Annotated in this window: 17 protein-coding genes and 1 other RNA gene; 13 read left to right on the top strand and 5 right to left on the bottom strand. The window is 65.7% G+C overall.

The genetic code is table 11. The annotated features are described in order from the left end of the window. Together B2W55_RS26715 and B2W55_RS26710 are read left to right on the top strand one after the other, a co-directional pair. A partial coding sequence (locus B2W55_RS26715) for an ABC transporter ATP-binding protein (RefSeq protein WP_291532307.1) occupies window positions 1-725 on the top strand: 725 nt, incomplete at its 5' end. A gap of 84 nt (window positions 726-809) precedes the next feature. Continuing rightward, a complete protein-coding gene (locus tag B2W55_RS26710) occupies window positions 810-2,195 on the top strand; it encodes an MATE family efflux transporter (protein WP_024580036.1) in 1,386 nt (461 codons plus the stop codon). Between the two features lie 30 nt (window positions 2,196-2,225). On the opposite strand, the gene B2W55_RS26705 is transcribed toward B2W55_RS26710, so the two are convergent. After that, the gene (locus B2W55_RS26705) at window positions 2,226-2,969 is read right to left on the bottom strand and encodes a sulfite exporter TauE/SafE family protein (protein WP_024580037.1); all 744 of its coding nucleotides are present in this window, start codon (window positions 2,967-2,969) and stop codon (window positions 2,226-2,228) included. 105 nt (window positions 2,970-3,074) lie between these two features. Here B2W55_RS26705 and B2W55_RS26700 point away from each other — a divergent pair, with 105 nt between their 5' ends. Beyond that, the gene (locus tag B2W55_RS26700) at window positions 3,075-3,791 is read left to right on the top strand and encodes an alpha/beta fold hydrolase (RefSeq protein ID WP_024580038.1); all 717 of its coding nucleotides are present in this window, start codon (window positions 3,075-3,077) and stop codon (window positions 3,789-3,791) included. Between the two features lie 38 nt (window positions 3,792-3,829). Here the strand turns inward: B2W55_RS26700 and B2W55_RS26695 are convergent, their stop codons facing one another. The 3 genes from B2W55_RS26695 to rnpB all read right to left on the bottom strand — a co-directional run bounded on the left by B2W55_RS26695 (window position 3,830) and on the right by rnpB (window position 5,176). Beyond that, a complete protein-coding gene (locus B2W55_RS26695; protein WP_024580039.1) occupies window positions 3,830-4,351 on the bottom strand; it encodes a hypothetical protein in 522 nt (173 codons plus the stop codon). Between the two features lie 68 nt (window positions 4,352-4,419). Next, window positions 4,420-4,599 (bottom strand): hypothetical protein, encoded by a 180-nt coding sequence (locus B2W55_RS26690; RefSeq protein ID WP_024580040.1) that lies wholly within the window; start codon window positions 4,597-4,599, stop codon window positions 4,420-4,422. Window positions 4,600-4,761: 162 nt separating this feature from the next. Next, window positions 4,762-5,176: RNase P RNA component class A (gene rnpB / locus B2W55_RS26685), an RNA gene on the bottom strand. Between the two features lie 147 nt (window positions 5,177-5,323). Between rnpB and B2W55_RS26680 the strand changes: the two genes are divergently transcribed. Further along, on the top strand, window positions 5,324-5,677 hold the full coding sequence (locus tag B2W55_RS26680; protein WP_024580041.1) for a YciI family protein: 354 nt from the start codon (window positions 5,324-5,326) through the stop codon (window positions 5,675-5,677). 69 nt (window positions 5,678-5,746) lie between these two features. Beyond that, on the top strand, window positions 5,747-6,982 hold the full coding sequence (locus tag B2W55_RS26675) for an RNA polymerase sigma factor (protein ID WP_024580042.1): 1,236 nt from the start codon (window positions 5,747-5,749) through the stop codon (window positions 6,980-6,982). Window positions 6,983-7,096: 114 nt separating this feature from the next. Here the strand turns inward: B2W55_RS26675 and B2W55_RS26670 are convergent, their stop codons facing one another. Then, a complete protein-coding gene (locus tag B2W55_RS26670) occupies window positions 7,097-7,972 on the bottom strand; it encodes an N-acetylmuramoyl-L-alanine amidase (RefSeq protein WP_024580043.1) in 876 nt (291 codons plus the stop codon). Between the two features lie 469 nt (window positions 7,973-8,441). Between B2W55_RS26670 and rsmH the strand changes: the two genes are divergently transcribed. From rsmH to ftsW, 8 genes are all read left to right on the top strand, one after another. Then, a complete protein-coding gene (gene rsmH / locus B2W55_RS26665; RefSeq protein ID WP_024580044.1) occupies window positions 8,442-9,437 on the top strand; it encodes a 16S rRNA (cytosine(1402)-N(4))-methyltransferase RsmH in 996 nt (331 codons plus the stop codon). A gap of 2 nt (window positions 9,438-9,439) precedes the next feature. Next, window positions 9,440-9,889: a cell division protein FtsL gene (ftsL, locus tag B2W55_RS26660; RefSeq protein WP_024580045.1), complete on the top strand. Its 450-nt coding sequence runs from the start codon at window positions 9,440-9,442 to the stop codon at window positions 9,887-9,889. Then, window positions 9,886-11,661: a peptidoglycan D,D-transpeptidase FtsI family protein gene (locus tag B2W55_RS26655; protein WP_029878919.1), complete on the top strand. Its 1,776-nt coding sequence runs from the start codon at window positions 9,886-9,888 to the stop codon at window positions 11,659-11,661. Before ftsL ends, B2W55_RS26655 begins: the two co-directional genes overlap by 4 nt. Before the next feature lie 92 nt (window positions 11,662-11,753). Next, entirely contained in the window at window positions 11,754-13,211 is a 1,458-nt protein-coding gene (locus B2W55_RS26650; protein WP_024580047.1) for a UDP-N-acetylmuramoyl-L-alanyl-D-glutamate--2,6-diaminopimelate ligase, read from the top strand. Beyond that, on the top strand, window positions 13,208-14,638 hold the full coding sequence (locus tag B2W55_RS26645; protein ID WP_024580048.1) for a UDP-N-acetylmuramoylalanyl-D-glutamyl-2,6-diaminopimelate--D-alanyl-D-alanine ligase: 1,431 nt from the start codon (window positions 13,208-13,210) through the stop codon (window positions 14,636-14,638). The genes B2W55_RS26650 and B2W55_RS26645 overlap by 4 nt, the downstream gene beginning before the upstream one ends. 10 nt (window positions 14,639-14,648) lie before the next feature. Further along, window positions 14,649-15,755 (top strand): phospho-N-acetylmuramoyl-pentapeptide-transferase, encoded by a 1,107-nt coding sequence (mraY, locus tag B2W55_RS26640; protein WP_024580049.1) that lies wholly within the window; start codon window positions 14,649-14,651, stop codon window positions 15,753-15,755. Between the two features lie 8 nt (window positions 15,756-15,763). After that, a complete protein-coding gene (murD, locus tag B2W55_RS26635) occupies window positions 15,764-17,164 on the top strand; it encodes a UDP-N-acetylmuramoyl-L-alanine--D-glutamate ligase (RefSeq protein WP_024580050.1) in 1,401 nt (466 codons plus the stop codon). Window positions 17,165-17,410: 246 nt separating this feature from the next. After that, window positions 17,411-18,562 (top strand): putative lipid II flippase FtsW, encoded by a 1,152-nt coding sequence (ftsW, locus tag B2W55_RS26630; RefSeq protein ID WP_024580051.1) that lies wholly within the window; start codon window positions 17,411-17,413, stop codon window positions 18,560-18,562. Window positions 18,563-18,586: the final 24 nt, after the last annotated feature.

Below are 18,586 nucleotides of genomic sequence, written 5' to 3'. Positions count from 1 at the left end.
TCCACTATGGCGGCCATCGCCTGCCGCTCTATGACGGACTGTCGATTGACATCGACGCCGGCGAGCGCGTCGGCCTGGTCGGACGCTCCGGCTCCGGCAAGACCACCTTCGTCAAGCTGGTGCAGCGGCTGTACGACGTCACCGGCGGCAAGATCCTGATCGATGGTCAGGACATCGCGCAGGCGACGCAGCAATCGTTGCGCAGCCAGATCGCGATCGTGCAACAGGAGCCGATCCTGTTCCATCGCACCTTGGCGGAGAACATCGCCTACGGCCGGCCCGGTGCCAGCGGGGATGCGATCGAGCAGGCGGCGCGGCTTGCCAATGCGCACGACTTCATCATGCGGCTGCCGAAAGGCTATGGCACGCTGGTGGGTGAGCGCGGCGTCAAGCTGTCGGGCGGCGAGCGGCAGCGCGTCGCGCTGGCGCGCGCCTTCCTGGCAGATGCGCCGATCCTGATCCTGGACGAGGCGACCTCGAGCCTCGATTCGGAATCCGAGGCGCTGATCCAGCAGGCGATGGAGCGGCTGATGAAGGGCCGCACCGCGATCGTGATCGCGCACCGGCTGTCGACCGTACGCAGCATGGACCGCATCCTGGTGTTCGATCGCGGCAAGATCGTCGAGCAGGGCACGCATGAGGTGCTTGCCGTGCGTCCCGGCGGTATCTACCGCGGTCTGTTCGAGCGTCAGGCGACCGAGTTCGGCGAGGTCGCGGCGGAATGATGCAAGGGCGCGTGGCTGATGGGCTGATGTTCTTCAGCCACGCGCCGAGTTGATATTGAGACTGGATTTGAGAATGGAATTGCAATGAAAGACCTCACGCGCGGCTCCATCGTGAGCCACATATTGACCATGGCGCCTCCGATCGTGGTCGGCATGATCACGATCATGATCTGCCAACTGGTCGACCTCTACTTCGTCGCGGGTCTCGGCGATGCCGCCGTTGCGGGCGTGGCGGCAGCCGGCAATGCCGGTTTCCTCGTCAATGCGCTGATGCAGGTGCTTGGCGTCGGCACCGTCGCGCTGATCGCGCATGCGGTCGGCCGCAAGGACCGCGCCGACGCCAACCTCGTGTTCAATCAGTCGATCGTGCTGTCGGTGCTGTGCGGGCTGCTGACGCTCGGCGCCGGCGCCGTGCTGTCGCGTCCCTATATGCGCTCGATCGCAGCCGACCAGGCCACCGTCGACGCGGGCACCATTTATCTGTTGTGGTTCATGCCGGCGCTGGCGCTGCAATTCATCATCCAGGTGATGGCATCAGCGCTGCGGGCGACCGGCATCGTGCGGCCCAGCATGCTGGTGCAGGCGGTCGCTGTCATCATCAACATCGCGCTGGCGCCGGTCCTGATCGCCGGCTGGGGGACCGGTCATGCATTGGGCGTTGCCGGCGCCGGTCTCGCAAGTTCGATCGCCGTTCTGATCGGCGTGCTGATGTTGTTCGCGTATTTCCGCAAGCTGGAACGCTATGTCGGGTTCGATCCCGCGCAATGGCGTCCACAGTTGCGCCAGTGGATGCGGATCCTCAATGTCGGCTTGCCTGCGGGTGGTGAGTTCGCGCTCATCTTCGCATGGATGGGCGTGATCTACTATGTGCTGCGCGATTTCGGCCCGGCGGCGCAGGCCGGTTTCGGCATCGGCACGCGCGTGCTCGGCCTGATCCAGATGCCGGCATTGGCGGTCGCGCTCGCTGCCGGTCCGATCGCCGGACAGAACTTCGGCGCCGGCAATGGCAAGCGTGTGCAGGAGACCTTCGTCAAGGCGGTGTCGATCGGCACCGTCGTCATGATCGTCTTCACGATTCTCGCACACTGGAAACCGGGGTTGCTGCTCGACGGCTTCTCGAACGATCGCGAGACCATGGCCGTCGCCGCCCAGTTCCTGTACTTCGTTTCGATGAATCTCGTCGCGCAAGGACTGGTGTTCACCTGCAACAGCATGTTTCAAGGCCTCGGCAACACCAGGCCGGTGCTGGTGAGCTCGACCGTGCGGCTCGTCACCTACGCGGTGCCGGTGATCTGGCTCTCGACGCAGCCCGGCTTCCGGATCGAGCACGTTTGGTACTTGTCGATCGTGACGACGACGCTGCAGGCCGGTTTGAGTTTGTGGTTGCTGCGTCGCGAATTCAGGAAGCGTCTCGCTCCGCTGGCGCGCGAGGTTGCGCCCGAGCGCGTTGGTCTCGAGCCGGTCGGGTGATCGGCTCAGCCAGCGTGCCGTGGCGGTTCATCATCGCGGTGCCAGCCCGTTCCACACCAGCGCCACGCCGGACAGAAACAGCAGCACCAGCACCACGTCGGCAAAGTTGCGGTCGCTGAGCGCGTGATACAGCCGCGCGCCGAGCCAGGCGCCGAGCAGCGTCCCCGGAAACGCGCAGGCGGTCAGCCAGATCAGCTCGGGCTTGACCAGGCCGCTTGCGATCTGGACCAGAAGCGCGGCCGCCAGGATCGTGAAATTGAAGATCTGGAACACGCCGCGGCGCTGTTCCTTGCCCCAGCCGCGCAGGCTCGCCCACAGGATCGGCAGCGGGCCGGACAGTCCGGCGAGGCCGCCGAGGATGCCGCCGGCAAATCCGATCGCGGCGTCGGCCCATTTGCCGCCGAAACTGATCGACATTGGCTTGCGTTGCAGGAACAGCAGGGTCGGAAACACCAGCAGGAAGATGCCGATCGTCAGTTTGAAGACGTCGGGATCGGCGCGTGCGATCAGCCGGATGCCGATCGGCACGCCGGCCAGGCCTGCGATGACGAACGGCCAGACCAGGCGGAAATCGATGTGTTTCCAGATCGAGGGCAGCGTCGAGAGCTGCGCGATCACCGAGCAGACCAGCACCAGCGGCACCGCCAGCGTCGGCGGCAGCACATAGAGCCAGATGCCGAGCGCCATCAGCGCGGTGCCGAAGCCGGCGAGACCGGAGACGAAACCACCGGCTAGCGCGCCGAAGAAAAGGACCGCGTAGCTTGCCGGGGTCATCCCTATCTCGTTGTTGTGATCGTTGCGGCGACGTTTACACCACGCGAGCGGTGGGTACACTTCAAAATCGCCGCTCATCAACGACAATCGGAATGGAATATCCCCATGACTGCGAGTTCGTCGAAAACCTTTCTGGTCTGTCACGGCGCCTGGTCGGCAGGATGGGCGTGGAAGAAGATGCACCCCCTGATGCAGGGCGCCGGCCACCGGCTGGTCACGCCGAGCTACACCGGGCTCGGCGAGCGCGCGCACCTCGCGCATCAGGGGCTCGACCTGGAGGCGCATATCCAGGACATGCTCGGCGTCATCTCATATGAGGATCTGCGCGATATCGTGCTGGTCGGGCATTCCTATGGCGGCATGGTCGCGACCGGCGTCGCCGACCGGGCGCGCGAGCGTATCGCGCAGATGATCTATATCGACGCCTTCGTGCCGCGCGATGGCCAGTCGTTGTTCGATCTCAACGAGGTGGCGATCGACAAGATGCGGGAGGCGGCGCGCAATGGCGACGGCTGGCGCATTCCGCCGATGCCGACGCCGCCGGATACGTCTCCCGCGGACGTCGAATGGCTGACCGCCCGTCGTGTCGACATGCCGATCAAATGCTTCGAGCAGAAGCTGAAGCTCCAGCACGGCGAGACGGGTCTTCCGCGCAGTTACATCTATGCCACGCGCATCACGCCGGCGGATACGTTCGGCCAGTTTGCCAGGCGCACGAAGCACGAGGCCGGCTGGCGCTATCGCGAGATCGATGCCAGCCACTCGCCGAACGTCACCGCGCCGGAGGCGCTCATGACGATGCTGCAGGATATCGTCTCATAGCGGCATCAAGGGGCGGCCGCAGGCTTCGTCTGCTTCGGTCAGCGCTTGTCGCGCACGGCCTGGGCGACTTTCGTGGCCTGTGACACGCGTCCGATTCTCGAGCCCGCAATGATCTTTCGCCGGCGTTCGCTCGGCTTCGACGTCATGCCTGCGCTCGCGGTTGCTCCGGCTGGCGGACGGGACGTGAAGTTCGCGGCCCGGTGCATCGCGAGGGCCTTTCGAGCGGCCTCGATATGCGCGGTCCGCGCTGCCAGATCGTGCTGACGCTTGAGCTCGGTGTTGACCCGCTTCAGCGCCGCAGCGAACACCTGCTTGCGTTCGGAGGCATGCGCGGCGGTTCCTGGAAAGCTTGCTCCGCGCGGCTCGCCCTTGCCGCGGCTCTCGCGCTGCTTGTGCCGGCTGACCGTGCGCTCTTTCGCGCGCATCTGGCGCAGGCGGGGGCGCAACGCCTCGAGATCGGCCACTGCCACGTCGTAGATGGCGGGATGATGCGTCACGCGGATCGTCTCATATTCCTCGTGGCTGAGAATGCTGCGTTCGTATTTGCAGGCGACCGACATCTTCACTCCTCCTCTTGATTGCTTGAATCTCCGGCAGAAGGACACGTCCAGCTCCAGCGAGCGGGCTCTTACTTTCCTGTTTCGTCGTCCTTGAGGCGAATCCCCTCGGTCCGCAAAGCCGTAAGGAGAGCCGCGATATCTTCGGGCTCCATATTGTTGGGGCACATCCCGTTGAGCTGTTCGGTCGTGATCGTGCCGCTGCTCTTGGCGACGTCTCGGGCCTTCGCCATGATCTTCTGAAGATCCATCTGCGATCCTCCGCGAAGCGGCCAGTCTAGCAGATGAGGCGCGATTGTGGTGGAGGATATGGCGAGGGGCCCGGCGTGTTGCGCCGAGCCCCTCATGGACCATCTTCAAGACGCGTTTTCTTCACGCGAACCGGAAACCCACTTCGCTCGAAAACGCTTTAGAGCATCAGCCGGCCTGTAAGCCGGGTTCTGTAGGGCACCATTCTTTCGAATGGTACGTGACGGCCATTCCTCTGGGACAAGGTTTGCACCTTGCCTCGAGCAACCTACCCGGACAGCGGGCCTGACATCGCCCTGCGGTGTTATCGCGCGTGCGCGAACTAACCGCGTTGCCGTCCCTATTCGGTTTTGCTCCCGGTGTGGTTTGCCATGCCGTCGCCGTTGCCGGCAACGCGGTGCGCTCTTACCGCACCTTTTCACCCTTGCTTCCTCCGGAGAGGGAGCGGTTCGTTCTCTGTGGCACTTTCCCTGGGGTCGCCCCCGCCGGATGTTATCCGGCACCGCATGTCGATGGAGCCCGGACTTTCCTCCCCCGCGGCCTTTCGACACTTGCGGGAGCGGCCGTCCGGCCGACTGACGGCCATGGCATGGGCGCTTCCGCCGGTCCCGTCAAGCGGATTACGCCCGCCAAGGCGGCCAAAATAAATTATCCTGAAGATGTCGTTTGGCCTGTCGCCCGTTCGACTGGGTGTCGGCGATCCAGCCGATCAAGAGGAGAGACGAGATGCAATACCTGCTGCTGATCTACCGGAGCGACGCGACCTATGCCCACATGACCGCCGACGACCGCAAGAAGCTGACGTCGGAGTATGCGGCCTACACCCAATCGATCATCCAGAGCGGGCACTTCAAGGCCGGCGATGGCTTGCAGCCGGTATCCACCGCGACCACGGTGCGGGTTCGCGACGGCAAGACGCTGACGACCGATGGGCCGTTTGCGGAAACCCGCGAGCAACTCGGCGGCTACTATCTGGTCGATGCCAAGGACCTCGACACCGCGCTCGGCCTCGCCGCGCGGATTCCAGGTGCCCGGGATGGTTCGATCGAGGTGCGCCCGGTGATGATCTACGACAATTAAGTCCGGCCAACGTTTCGGGGCGATGCGCTTACATCGCTCCGGAACGACGATTTCTCATCGAGTGGTGCGATGACCCCGAGCCAGATCGAAAAGGTGTTTCGCGACGAGGCGGGGCGGGCGCTCGCCACGTTGATCCGTCTCGTCGGCGATTTCGATCTGGCCGAGGATGCGTTGCAGGATGCGTTCGCGGTGGCGCTGCAACGCTGGCCGATCGGTGAATTTCCCGCCAATCCGCGCGCCTGGCTGGTCAATGTCGGCCGCAACAAGGCGATCGACCGGGTGCGCCGCGCCGCCAGCTTTCGCGGCAAGCAGCAGCAATTGACGCATCAACTGCTGCTCGATGCGGAAGCGCCGCCCGAGCCGGCCGATGCGAGCCTCGATGACGACATGCTGCGGCTGATCTTCACCTGCTGCCATCCGTCCTTTGCCGCCGAAGTTCAGGTCGCGTTGACCTTGCGCACGGTGTGCGGTCTGACGACCGCACAAGTGGCGCGGGCGTTTCTGGTCAGCGAGGACGCGATGGCGCAGCGCCTGCTGCGTGCCAAGCAGAAGATCAAGCTCGCCGGCATTCCCTATCAGGTGCCGGAGCGCGAGGCGCTGGAGCCGCGGCTCTCTGGCGTGCTCGCGGTGATCTACCTGGTGTTCACCGAAGGTTATGCCGCGACCGCCGGCGAGGATTTGATGCGGCCCGATCTCGCGCGCGAGGCGATCCGGCTGGCGCGGCTGATCGATGCGCTGATCCCGGCGCGCGGCGAGATCAAGGGCCTGCTGGCCTTGATGCTGCTGCACGATGCGCGCCGCGCCGGCCGCCAAACTGCGACCGGCGACATCGTGCTGCTCGAGCAGCAGGACCGTTCGCTGTGGGATGTCGGGCAGATCACCGAGGGCGTGAAGCTGGTCGAGGAGGCGCTGCGAATGCCGGGCCGCCCGCAATCCTACGCGGTGCAGGCCGCGATCGCCGCCTTGCACGCCCGCGCACCGAGCTTCGCGGATACCGACTGGCCGCAGATCGCCGGTCTCTATGAGGTGCTGCTGCGCATCAGCCCGTCGCCGGTGATCGAGCTCAACCACGCCGCCGCGGTGTCGATGGTCGACGGCCCGGCGCGCGCGCTCGATCTGATCGATGCGCTGGACGCGCGCGGCAGCTTGAGGGGATACGACCAGCTGCCCGCAGTGCGTGCCGATCTGCTGCGCCGTCTCGGCCGCAACGACGAGGCGCGGCAGGCCTATCTCGCCGCCTCGGCCGCAACCCAGCTCGAGCCGCTGCGGCGGCTTTATGCGCGGCGGATTGCCGAACTGGGGTGATTGACGTCTCCACGTCATTTGCGAGGAGCGAAGCGACGAGGCAATTCACTTATCCCCGAGTGGAGGCATGGATTGCTTCGCTTCGCTCGCAATGACGCTGGGCAGAGACCGAGCCTACTTCGCCTTCGCCACCGTAGCTTGCACCACCGCATCCGGCGGCAGGCTCTCCAGCAACGCGTGCAGCGTCGCCATGGTGGAGCGGTCGGCGATCCCGTCGACACGTTCGGGGCGGAAGTGACGCTGGAAGGCGGTGACGACCTCCATGGTCGGCCCGTCGAACTTGCCGTTGGTCGGGATGTTGTAGCCGTAACGTCGGAATGCGGCCTGCATGTTGGAGACGCTGTCGCTGATCGCGCCCAGTTGCAGCGCATCGCCGCGCACGATCCGCGCCGGCTGCACCCAGTGCCCGACGCCGGAATTGGCCAGCGAGTGCCACGGGAATTTCTCGCCGGGATCCTTCTTGCGCCCCGGCGCGACGTCGGAATGGCCGAGCACGCGATGCGAGGGTACCTTGCGGCGAAGCATGATGCCGCGGCACAGCGCGATCACGGCCGCGATCTGGCGCAGCGGAAAATCGGGATAACCCCAATCGTGGCCGCGATTGACGATCTCGACACCGATCGAGCAGGAATTGATGTCGTCCTCGCCCGCCCATGCGGACACGCCGGCGTGCCAGGCACGCATGCTCTCCGGCACGCATTGCACGATGCGTCCGTCCTCCAGCACGATGTAATGCGCGGAAACCTCGGTGCCCGCCGTGCAGAGCTGCGCGATCGCGCCTTCGACGTCGGGCATGCCGGTGTAGTGCAGCACGATCATGTCGGGTTGCCGGCCGCCCGCGCGTTCGCCGAAATTCACCGACGGGATCACGTCGGAGGCGATCGATGAGTCCGGCGTGAACATCTTCGCGTCGGCCACGCCCTTCGGAACGGGAAGGACGCGCTGACGCTTCGAATCAGCGTTGCCAGACGAGGACGAACCAGAAGCCATACGAATCACTCAAACCCGACGAGAGACCAGCATTTTGACATATGGATAAGCCAAATAGGCATTTACTATTCCTTTACCCTGCGGGTCGGGCAATCGGGCTGCCGGTTCCGGGGGACGCATTATGCCCGGACTGTGCGCCCGGAGCATCACTCGAATACGCATCAAAGGCGCGCCATCGCGCTAACCGATCATCAACGTTTTCTTAACGCTAAGTGCCGTTACTGAGGGTGAAGTGCCGAACCGGTTTCGGGGGACGGCCAAGGCTCCGCTGCTTGCGCGAAATCCCATGGAAACCCTCCCAATTCCGGTCGGATATCAGGATTTGCGACCGGGGACGGGAGTTGGCGCTGGCATCACGCAGCAACGCTTTCGCAGCAATGGTCGGGCAAGGCGCGAGGATTCGAGGCGCAATGAGTCGGCGCGCAGCCAGCTTGCATACCAGTCACGCGGTCCCGCCCGGGGACGGCGCATGAACGAGCGTGCGTCGCGTCACATTTCGGTGCTCGGCCACGAGGCGGTGGCATATCTCGCGCCGCGCGCCGGCGGCATTTATGTCGATGCCACCTTCGGTGCCGGCGGCTACAGCCGGATGATTCTCGACGTCGCCGATACCCGCGTGATCGGCATCGACCGCGACCGCACCGCGATCACGGGCGGCTTCGATCTGGTCGACGGCGCGGGCGGCCGGCTTACGCTGGTCGAGGACCGCTTCTCCAATCTTGCCGAGGTCTGTGCCGCGCAGGGCGCGGATGCGGTCGACGGCGTCGTGATGGATGTCGGCGTCTCCTCGATGCAACTTGATCAGGGCGAGCGCGGCTTTTCGTTTCGGCTGGGTGGACCGCTCGACATGCGAATGGGGCAGAGCGGCCCGACCGCGGCCGATGTGGTCGCGACCGCCTCCGAGAAGGAACTCGCCGACATCATCTATATCTTCGGCGAGGAGCGCCACTCGCGCGGCGTCGCCCGCGCCATCGTCGCCGCACGCAAGGATGCGCCGATCACGACGACGGAGGCGTTGGCCGAACTCGTCGCGAAAGTGGTGCGCGCCAAGCCGAACGAGATCCATCCGGCGACCAGGACCTTTCAGGCGCTGCGCATCTTCGTCAATGAGGAACTCGACGAGCTCTATCTGGCGCTGGCCGCCGCCGAGCGCGTGCTGAAGCCGGGCGGCCGGCTCGTCGTGGTCTCGTTCCATTCGCTGGAAGACCGCATCGTCAAGAATTTCCTCGCCGAGCGCGGCAAGGTTGCCGGCGGCTCGCGGCATCTGCCCGAGGTCGCACAGTCCGCCCCGAGTTTCCAGATCCTGACCAAGCGCCCGGTCGTGCCCGGCGACGCCGAGATCGCGGCCAATCCGCGCGCGCGCTCCGCAAAACTGCGTGCCGCCGAACGCACCGCAGCGCCGATGCATGCGGACGACGACTTGCCGTCGTGGCCGCGGCTCTCCGACCTGAAGCGGGGAGGCTGACGATGCGCCTTCTCCATCTCCTCGTCATCGGCATGCTGATCTTCGCGGCGTCCTATGTCTATCGCATCAAGATGGAATCGACCGCGCGCGTCGAACGCGTGCTGCAACTCAATGCCGAGATCCGCGAGCAGCGCAACGCGATCGCCACCCTGCGCGCTGAATGGGCCAAGCTCGATGCGCCGCTCAGGTTGCAAGGACTTGCCGAGCGGCATCTGCCGCTGAAGCCGATCAACGCCAACCAGTACGATTCCCTGAAGAACCTGCCCGAACGGCCGCCGAGCTTCACGCGGCCGGGCTCGCGTGATCCGATCGGCGCGATGATCGACACCATCGAGGCCGCCGCCGCGCCCGACAGCACGACAGGATCGATCGACAAGGCGCCGACCGATCAGCCGGCCGCCGAGCAGCCTGCGCCCGACGAATCCGAACAGGGCGGGGGAGATCAGCAATGACGGGACCAGCCATAACCGATCCGGCGGCCCCCGCCAACAATCCGGCCGCGAAACCGATCGAGCCCTGGAGCCAGCGGCTGATCCGCACGCTGCTGTACGGCAGCAATGTCGACCGTGCGGCCAAGGCGCGCGCGCGCGTCGGGCTTGCGATCCTTGCCTTCGCGGCGGTCTATTGCGTGCTGGCCGGGCGGCTGGTGCTGTTCGCCATCGGTGCCGACAGCCATAGCGCGCGGCGCGCCGCGTCGCAGGACGCCATCGCGACCGCGCGGCCCGACATCACCGACCGCAACGGCGCGATCCTCGCCACCGACGTCAAGGCGCCGAGCCTGTTCGCCGAGCCGCGCCGCCTGATCGACAAGGACGAAGCGATCGAGCTTTTGACCGGGGCGTTGCCCGATCTCGACACCAGCGAGGTGCGCGACCGGCTGTCGTCGCGCAAAGGCTTCGTCTGGCTGAAGCGCGAGATCACGCCGAAGCAGCAGCTCGACATCCACCGCCTCGGCCTGCCCGGCGTTGGCTTCCTGCGCGAGAACAAGCGCGTCTATCCGACCGGCAACGAGGTCGCCCACCTGATCGGCCTGGTCAACATCGACAACCAGGGCATCGCCGGCATGGAGAAGTGGCTGGACAATAACGGTCTGGCCGATCTGCATCGCGCGGGCTTCGCCACCGACCGCCTTCAGAAGCCGGTGGAGCTGTCGGTCGATCTCCGCGTCGAGCATGCACTGCGCGACGAACTGATCAAGGCGAAGGAGAAGTTCAAGGCCAAAGCGGCTTCGGGTCTCGTCTCCAATGTGCGCACCGGCGAGATCGTCGCGATGGTGTCGCTGCCGGATTTCGATCCGAACAATCCGAAGGAAGCGCACGATCCGGACCGCATCAACCGCCTGACCACCGGCGTCTACGAGATGGGCTCGACCTTCAAGGCATTCACGCTGGCGATGGCGCTGGATAGCGGCCGGTTCGACCTCAACTCGATGTGGGACGCGCGAGGCCCGCTGCATTACGGCAAGTTCGCGATCCATGACGATCACAATCTCGGCCGCATGATCAACATGAAGGAGGTGTTCTACTATTCCTCCAACATCGGCGCCGGGCGCATTGCGCTGGCGATGGGCGTCGACGCGCACAAGGCCTTCCTGCGCAAGATGGGGCAGCTCGAGCGGCTGCGTACCGAATTGCCGGAGAGCGCTTCGCCGATCGTGCCGAAGAGGTGGGGCGAACTGAACACCGTCACCATCTCGTTCGGCCACGGCATCGCAGTCGCGCCGTTGCAGGCGGTGATGGGCATCGACGCGCTGGTCAATGGCGGCTACCTGATCCCGCCGACCTTCCTGAAACGTACCGAGCAGGAGGCGATGGCGCTGGCCAAGCGCGTCATCAAGCCCGAGACCTCGGACAAGATGCGCTACCTGATGCGGCTCAATGCCGAGGTCGGCACCGCCAAGAAGGCCGACGTCAAGGGCTACTATATCGGCGGCAAGACCGGCACCGCCGAAAAGGTGGTCAACGGCCGCTACGCCAAGAAGCGCGTGTTGAACGCGTTCACCGCGATCCTGCCTGCCGACAATCCGAAATACCAGCTCCTGATCATGCTGGACGAACCGCAGCCCCTGAAGGAGACCTACGGTTTCATCACTTCGGGTTGGAACGCGGTGCCGACCGGCGGCAACGTGATCGCCCGAATTGCGCCGCTTTTGGGCGTCGAGCCGCGATTCGATCTGCCGCCGTCCGACCGCCTTATTCTTGCGGCATCCAGAACAACCCAGTAAGGCGTATGTTCACAGCAGGATCCGGAAAGTGTGCAGCGGTTTTCCGGATAGATCGTGCGGCGCCAGAACGGCGCCGGCCAGACTGGAAGATCATGAGACTTCGCGACCTCTTCGGCGCTGACGCCACGATCGATCCAAATGCCGACACCGTTGTGGTCGGCGGGCTTGCGGTCGACAGCCGTGCGGTGAAGCCGGGCGACCTGTTCTTCGCATTGACCGGCAGCAAGACCGACGGCGCGCGCTTCGTCGACGCGGCGATCGATGCCGGCGCGGTCGCAGTCGCGGGTGACCATCCGCCGCAGGCGCCGCTTCGCGTTCCATTCGTCGTCACGCCCAATCCGCGCCGTGCGCTGGCGCTCGCGGCCGCGACATTCTACCCGCGCCAGCCCGCGACGATCGCGGCGGTGACCGGCACCAGCGGCAAGACCTCGGTCGCGGCCTTCACGCGTCAGATCTGGCAACGGCTCGGCCATGCTTCCGCGAGCATCGGTACCATCGGTCTGGTCTCGGACAAGCGCACCGTCTACGGTTCGCTGACCACGCCGGATCCGATTGCGCTGCATCGCCAACTCGACGAGATCGCGGGCGATGGCGTCACCCATCTGGCGTTCGAGGCCTCCTCGCACGGCCTCGACCAATATCGTCTCGATGGCGTGCGCATCCAGGCCGGCGGCTTCACCAACCTGTCGCGCGATCACATGGATTATCATCCCGACGTCGCGCACTATCTCAACGCCAAGCTCCGCCTGTTCCGCGACCTCGTCGCGCCCGGTGGCGCGGCGGTGATTTCGGCGGATCATGATTGCTCGGCTGAAGTGATCGATGCGGCGCGCGCCCGCGGCCTGCGGATCATCACGGTCGGCCGCAACGCCGATGCGAGCGAGGGCATCAAGCTCACTGAGGCCACCATCGAGGGTTTCGCGCAGAAGCTCGCAATCGCGCATCGCGGATGCAATCATGCGATCCGGCTGCCGTTGGTCGGCGAATTCCAGATCGAGAACGCGCTGGTCGCGGCGGGGCTCACGATCGGCACCGGCAGCGCCGCCGAAGACGTTTTCGGCTGTCTCGAACATCTCGAAGGCGCCAAGGGCCGGCTCGAACTGGTCGGCGAGCACAATGGCGCGCCGATCTTCGTCGACTACGCCCACAAGCCCGATGCGCTCGCCAAGGCGTTGCAGGCGCTGCGGCCCTATGCGAAGCGCAGGCTGGTCGTGATCTTCGGCGCTGGCGGCGACCGCGACGCCGGCAAGCGCCCGATCATGGGCGCGATTGCCGCCGAGAATGCCGATCACATCATCGTCACCGACGACAATCCGCGCAGCGAGAAGCCCGAGGTGATCCGCGCCGCGATCATGGCCACCGCGAAGGGCGCGCGCGAGATCGGCGACCGCGCCGAGGCAATCCGCGTCGGCATCGCCGGCCTTGCACCGGGCGATGCGCTGGTCGTGGCCGGCAAGGGCCACGAGGTCGGGCAGATCGTCGGCGGCACGACGCTGCCGTTCAGCGATCACGAAGCAGTCGCGAAAGCATTGGCCGAGGAGGGCGCATGAGCACGATGTTGTGGACCTCGGATGCGATGGCGACCGCAATGCGCGCCGCGCCGCAAGGCGCGCTGCCGGATGGCGTCACCGGTCTTTCGATCGACAGCCGCACCATCGCCGCGGGCGAAGCGTATTTTGCGATCAAGGGCGACGTCCATGACGGCCACGCCTTCGTCGAGGCCGCGCTGAAAGCCGGGGCTGGCCTCGCCGTGGTCGAGACCGCGCAACGTGAAAAGTTTCCCGCCGACGCGCCGCTGCTGGTGGTCGACGACGTGCTCGCCGGCCTGGTCGAACTCGCCCATGCCTCGCGTGCGCGGCTCAAGGCCCAGATCATCGCGGTCACCGGCTCGGTCGGCAAGACCTCGACCAAGGAGGCGCTGCGCCGCGTGCTGTCGGCGCAGGGCGAAACCCATGCCTCGGTGGCGTCGTTCAACAATCATTGGGGCGTGCCGCTGTCGCTGGCGCGCTGCCCGGCGAGCACGCGTTTCGCGGTGTTCGAGATCGGCATGAACCATGCCGGCGAGATCACGCCACTGGTGAAGATGGTGCGGCCGCATGTCGCCATCATCACCACGATCGAGCCGGTGCATCTGGAGTTCTTCTCCGGCATCGAGGCGATCGCCGACGCCAAGGCGGAGATCTTCGCAGGGCTCGAGCCCGATGGCGCCGTCGTGCTCAACCGCGACAACGGCCAGTTCGCGCGGCTGCAAAAGAAGGCCAGGAAAGCCGGCATCTCGCGCATCGTCTCTTTCGGCACCGACAAGCGCGCCGAGGCACGGCTGCTCGACCTCTCGCTGCACGCGACCTGCTCGGCGGTGCATGCGGATATTCTGGACCACGACATCACCTACAAGATCGGCATGCCCGGCCGCCACATGGCGATGAACTCGCTCGCGGTGCTGGCCGGCGCTTCGCTGCTCGGCGCCGATCTCGCGCGCGCGGCGCTGTCGCTGTCGCTGCTCGAGGCACCGACTGGCCGCGGCCTCCGCCGCACGGTCGAGGTCGGCCATGGTGAGGCGACGCTGATCGACGAGAGCTACAACGCCAATCCGGCCTCGATGGCGGCCGCGCTCAACGTGCTCGGCCAGGCCAAGGTCGGGCCGCATGGCCGCCGGATCGCCGTGCTCGGCGACATGCTCGAGCTCGGGCCGACCGGGCCCGACCTGCACCGCGGCCTCAACGAAGCCGTGACCGCCAACCGCATCGACCTCGTATATTGTTGTGGTCCGCTGATGCGGAATCTGTGGGATGCCCTTTCCACCGGCAAGCGGGGAGGCTATGCCGAGAGTTCGGCGGCGCTCGAAGCGCAGGCGGTCGCCGCGGTCCGTGCCGGTGACGTGATCATGGTGAAGGGCTCGCTGGGATCGAAGATGAAGCTCATTGTCAGCGCGCTGGAAAAACGCTTCCCCGACAAGGCCGCGCACGAAGCGGTATAGGACCCTTTGAATGTTCTACTGGTTGATCGAACTGTCCAACACCGTTCCGGGGTTTGGGGCATTCCGCAGCGCGCTGAACGTGTTCCGCTACATCACCTTCCGCACCGGCGGCGCGATGGTGACCGGCGCGCTGTTCGTGTTCCTGTTCGGGCCCTGGATCATCGATCACCTGCGGCTTCGGCAGGGCAAGGGCCAGCCGATCCGCGCCGACGGGCCGCAGTCGCATCTGATTTCCAAGAAGGGCACGCCCACCATGGGCGGCCTGATGATCCTGTCCGGCCTCGTGGTCTCGACGCTGCTGTGGGCCAATCCGCTCAATCCCTATGTCTGGATCGTGCTGGCGGTGACGCTCGGCTTCGGCTTCGTCGGCTTCTATGACGATTATCTGAAGGTCACAAAGCAGTCACACTCCGGCTTCGCCGGCAAGCTCCGCCTGCTGATCGAGGCGGCGATCGGGCTCGCCGCCACCTACGCGCTGGTCCGGCTCGGCCGCGACGTGTCCTCGACCTCGCTCGTGATTCCCTTCTTCAAGGATCTCGTCATCAACTTCGGCTGGTTCTTCGTGATCTTCGGCGCCTTCGTGATGGTCGGCGCCGGCAACGCCGTGAACCTGACCGACGGCCTCGACGGTCTTGCGATCGTGCCCGTCATGATCGCTGCCGCGAGCTTCGGCATGATCTCGTATCTCACCGGCAACGCGGTGTTTTCAGACTATCTCCAGATCAATTACGTCGCCGGCACTGGCGAACTGGCGGTGCTGTGCGGCGCGGTGTTGGGGGCAGGCTTGGGCTTCCTCTGGTTCAACGCGCCGCCTGCCTCGATCTTCATGGGCGACACCGGCTCGCTCGCGCTCGGCGGCATGCTGGGCGCCACCGCGGTTGCGGTGAAGCACGAGATCGTGCTCGCGGTGATCGGCGGCCTGTTCGTGCTGGAGGCCGTGTCGGTGATCGTGCAGGTCGCCTCGTTCAAGCTCACCGGAAAACGCGTGTTTCGGATGGCGCCGCTGCACCATCATTTCGAGCAGAAGGGCTGGACCGAGCCGCAGATCGTGATCCGGTTCTGGATCATCTCGGTGATGCTGGCGCTGGCCGGCCTCTCCACCCTCAAGCTGCGTTGAGCTCGATCATGATCCCGGTCACCTCCTTCGCTGGCAAGACGGTCGCGGTGTTCGGGCTCGGTGGTTCCGGCCTCGCGAGCTGCCGTGCGCTGAAGGCCGGCGGCGCGGAAGTAATCGCCGCCGACGACAATGCGGATAATGTCGCCAGGGCGGCGCAGGCCGGCTTCACCACCGCCGACCTGCGCACCGTGTCATGGGTGAATTTCGCCGCGCTGATCCTGACTCCGGGCGCGCCACTGACCCATCCGGCGCCGCACTGGAGCGTGCTGAAAGCGCGCGAGGTGGGATGCGAGGTGATCGGTGACGTCGAACTGTTCTGCCGCGAGCGGCGCCGTCACGCGCCGAACGCGCCGTTCGTCGCCATCACCGGCACCAACGGCAAGTCGACCACGACGGCCTTGATCGCGCATCTGATGAAGGTGGCCGGCTACGATACCCAGATGGGCGGCAATATCGGCACCGCGATCCTGTCGCTGGAGCCGCCGCGGATGGGCCGGGTCCACGTCATCGAGATGTCGTCCTACCAGATCGACCTCGCGCCGTCGCTCGATCCCTCGGTCGGCATCCTGATCAACATCAGCGAGGATCACATCGATCGCCACGGCACGCTGGAGCATTACGCGGCCGTCAAGGAGCGGCTGGTCGCGGGCGTCCAGCAGGGCGGCACTGCGATCACCGGCGTCGACGACATCTGGTGCCGGAACATCGCCGACCGGTTGGATCGCGCCGGCAAGCGCGTGGTGCGCATCTCCGTGAAAAACCCGCTGCCGGACGGTCTCTATGTCGAGCACGAGACGATCGTGCGCGCACAGGGCGCGGCGCGCAGCGAGATCGCGCGTCTCGGCGGCATCGGCTCGTTGCGCGGCCTGCATAATGCGCAGAATGCTGCCTGCGCCGCGGCCTGCGCGCTGGCGATGGGCATCGCCACCGACGTGTTGCAGAACGGCCTGCGCAGCTTCCCGGGCCTGGCGCATCGCATGGAGCAGGTCGGCCGTCGTGGCCACGTGCTGTTCGTCAACGACTCCAAGGGCACCAACGCGGACGCGGCCGCGCATGCGCTGTCGTCGTTTGCCGACATCTACTGGATCGCCGGCGGCAAGCCGAAGGCCGGCGGCATCACCGGCCTATCGGAATATTTCCCGCGTATCCGCAAGGCCTATCTGATCGGTGAGGCGGCGGCTGAATTCTCCGGCACGCTCGGAGAGCGCGTCCCGCATGAGATGTCCGGCACGCTCGACGTCGCGATCGCCAGCGCCGCGCGCGATGCCGAAGCATCGGGGCTCGCGGAAGCCGTCGTGCTGCTGTCACCGGCCTGCGCCTCGTTCGACCAGTACCGCAATTTCGAAATCCGCGGCACCGCCTTCCGCGACATCGTCCAGGCGCTGCCCGGCGTCAAGCCGGTGGTGTGACCGGCGTTGCGCCAATGTCGCGCCGCCGTCATTCCGGGGCGTGCGCAGCACGAGCCCGGAATCCATTGAACCACACATCCTGCGGCCGAACGGATTGCGGGCTCCCGCTTCGCGAGCCCCGGAATGACGGCGATGTCGCGCGCCGCGACTTCCAAAGCTCTCCCTCAAAAGTTACCCAACCCGTTAACCCCTTGGAAACCATCCTGCGCCACGAATGGACGTTATCTCTGCCATCTGGGGACGCCCATGCTCGCCCGTGACCAACGCACCCCGTTCTCGGACTGGTGGTGGACCGTCGACAAACTGCTGCTGTTGGCGATCGCCGCGTTGATGCTGGCTGGCGTCATCCTGTCGCTGGCGGCGAGCCCGCCGGTCGCGACCCGGATCGGGCTCGATCCGTTCCATTTCTTCAACCGCCACGTCATGTTCCTGGTGCCGTCGCTGATCGTGCTGATCGGGGTGTCGTTCATGACGCCGCGGCAGATCCGGCGCACCGCGCTGATCGTGTTCGCGATCTCGATCGCGCTGATCGTGCTGACGCTCCTGGTCGGGCCCGAGGTCAAGGGCTCGCGTCGTTGGATCACGCTGCTCGGCGTCAACATCCAGGCCTCCGAAGCCGCCAAGCCGTCCTTCGTCATCGTGGCGGCCTGGCTGTTCGCGGAATCGACCAAGCGGCCGGAAATGCCGGCGACCTCGATGGCGCTGGTGCTGCTGATGATGCTGGTGACGCTGCTGGTGATGGAGCCCGACTTCGGCCAGACCATGCTGATCCTCACCGTGTGGGGCGCGCTGTTCTTCATCGCGGGCATGCGGATGATCTGGGTGTTCGGGCTCGCCGGCGCCGCCGGCGCCGGACTGTTCGGCGCCTATCTGCTGGTGCCGCACGTTGCCGGCCGCATCAAGCGCTTCATGAATCCCGCCTCCGGCGACACCTTCCAGGTCGACACCGCGATGGAGGCGTTCTGGAACGGCGGCTGGTTCGGGCTCGGGCCGGGCGAGGGCATCGCCAAACGCAGCCTGCCGGACAGCCACACCGACTTCGTGTTCGCGGTCGCGGCGGAGGAGTTCGGCATCATCCTCTGCCTGATGCTGGTCGCGCTGTTCGGCTTCATCGTGATCCGCACGCTGACCCGCGCCTACGCCACCGAGGACATGTTCTCGCGCTTCGCGGCTTCGGGGCTTGCGATCCTGTTCGGTGTGCAGGCGACGATCAACATGGCGGTCAATCTGCAACTGATCCCGGCCAAGGGCATGACGCTGCCGTTCATCTCCTATGGCGGCTCGTCATTCGTCTCGCTCGCCTATGGCGTCGGCATGATGCTGGCGCTGACGCGGCAGCGGCCGCGCACCGAGATCGAATCGATGGAGGGTGCCAGCACGCAGCGCGCCTACGCGTAGGTGACTGTGACTGCGGCGTCGGTT

This window comes from Bradyrhizobium sp. UBA2491 (assembly GCF_002341725.1).
Lineage (GTDB): Bacteria > Pseudomonadota > Alphaproteobacteria > Rhizobiales > Xanthobacteraceae > Bradyrhizobium.
The sequence above is the reverse complement of the archived record's forward strand: the minus strand, read 5'-3'. Positions and strand labels throughout refer to the sequence as shown.

Bases quoted from the DNA above. Each gene is read 5' to 3' on its own strand.
- B2W55_RS26710 (WP_024580036.1), top strand. From the start codon at position 810: ATGAAAGACCTCACGCGCGGCTCCATCGTGAGCCACATATTGACCATG.
- B2W55_RS26705 (WP_024580037.1), bottom strand. From the start codon at position 2,969: ATGACCCCGGCAAGCTACGCGGTCCTTTTCTTCGGCGCGCTAGCCGGT.
- B2W55_RS26700 (WP_024580038.1), top strand. From the start codon at position 3,075: ATGACTGCGAGTTCGTCGAAAACCTTTCTGGTCTGTCACGGCGCCTGG.
- B2W55_RS26695 (WP_024580039.1), bottom strand. From the start codon at position 4,351: ATGTCGGTCGCCTGCAAATACGAACGCAGCATTCTCAGCCACGAGGAA.
- B2W55_RS26690 (WP_024580040.1), bottom strand. From the start codon at position 4,599: ATGGATCTTCAGAAGATCATGGCGAAGGCCCGAGACGTCGCCAAGAGC.
- B2W55_RS26680 (WP_024580041.1), top strand. From the start codon at position 5,324: ATGCAATACCTGCTGCTGATCTACCGGAGCGACGCGACCTATGCCCAC.
- B2W55_RS26675 (WP_024580042.1), top strand. From the start codon at position 5,747: ATGACCCCGAGCCAGATCGAAAAGGTGTTTCGCGACGAGGCGGGGCGG.
- B2W55_RS26670 (WP_024580043.1), bottom strand. From the start codon at position 7,972: ATGGCTTCTGGTTCGTCCTCGTCTGGCAACGCTGATTCGAAGCGTCAG.
- rsmH (WP_024580044.1), top strand. From the start codon at position 8,442: ATGAACGAGCGTGCGTCGCGTCACATTTCGGTGCTCGGCCACGAGGCG.
- ftsL (WP_024580045.1), top strand. From the start codon at position 9,440: ATGCGCCTTCTCCATCTCCTCGTCATCGGCATGCTGATCTTCGCGGCG.
- B2W55_RS26655 (WP_029878919.1), top strand. From the start codon at position 9,886: ATGACGGGACCAGCCATAACCGATCCGGCGGCCCCCGCCAACAATCCG.
- B2W55_RS26650 (WP_024580047.1), top strand. From the start codon at position 11,754: ATGAGACTTCGCGACCTCTTCGGCGCTGACGCCACGATCGATCCAAAT.
- B2W55_RS26645 (WP_024580048.1), top strand. From the start codon at position 13,208: ATGAGCACGATGTTGTGGACCTCGGATGCGATGGCGACCGCAATGCGC.
- mraY (WP_024580049.1), top strand. From the start codon at position 14,649: ATGTTCTACTGGTTGATCGAACTGTCCAACACCGTTCCGGGGTTTGGG.
- murD (WP_024580050.1), top strand. From the start codon at position 15,764: ATGATCCCGGTCACCTCCTTCGCTGGCAAGACGGTCGCGGTGTTCGGG.
- ftsW (WP_024580051.1), top strand. From the start codon at position 17,411: ATGCTCGCCCGTGACCAACGCACCCCGTTCTCGGACTGGTGGTGGACC.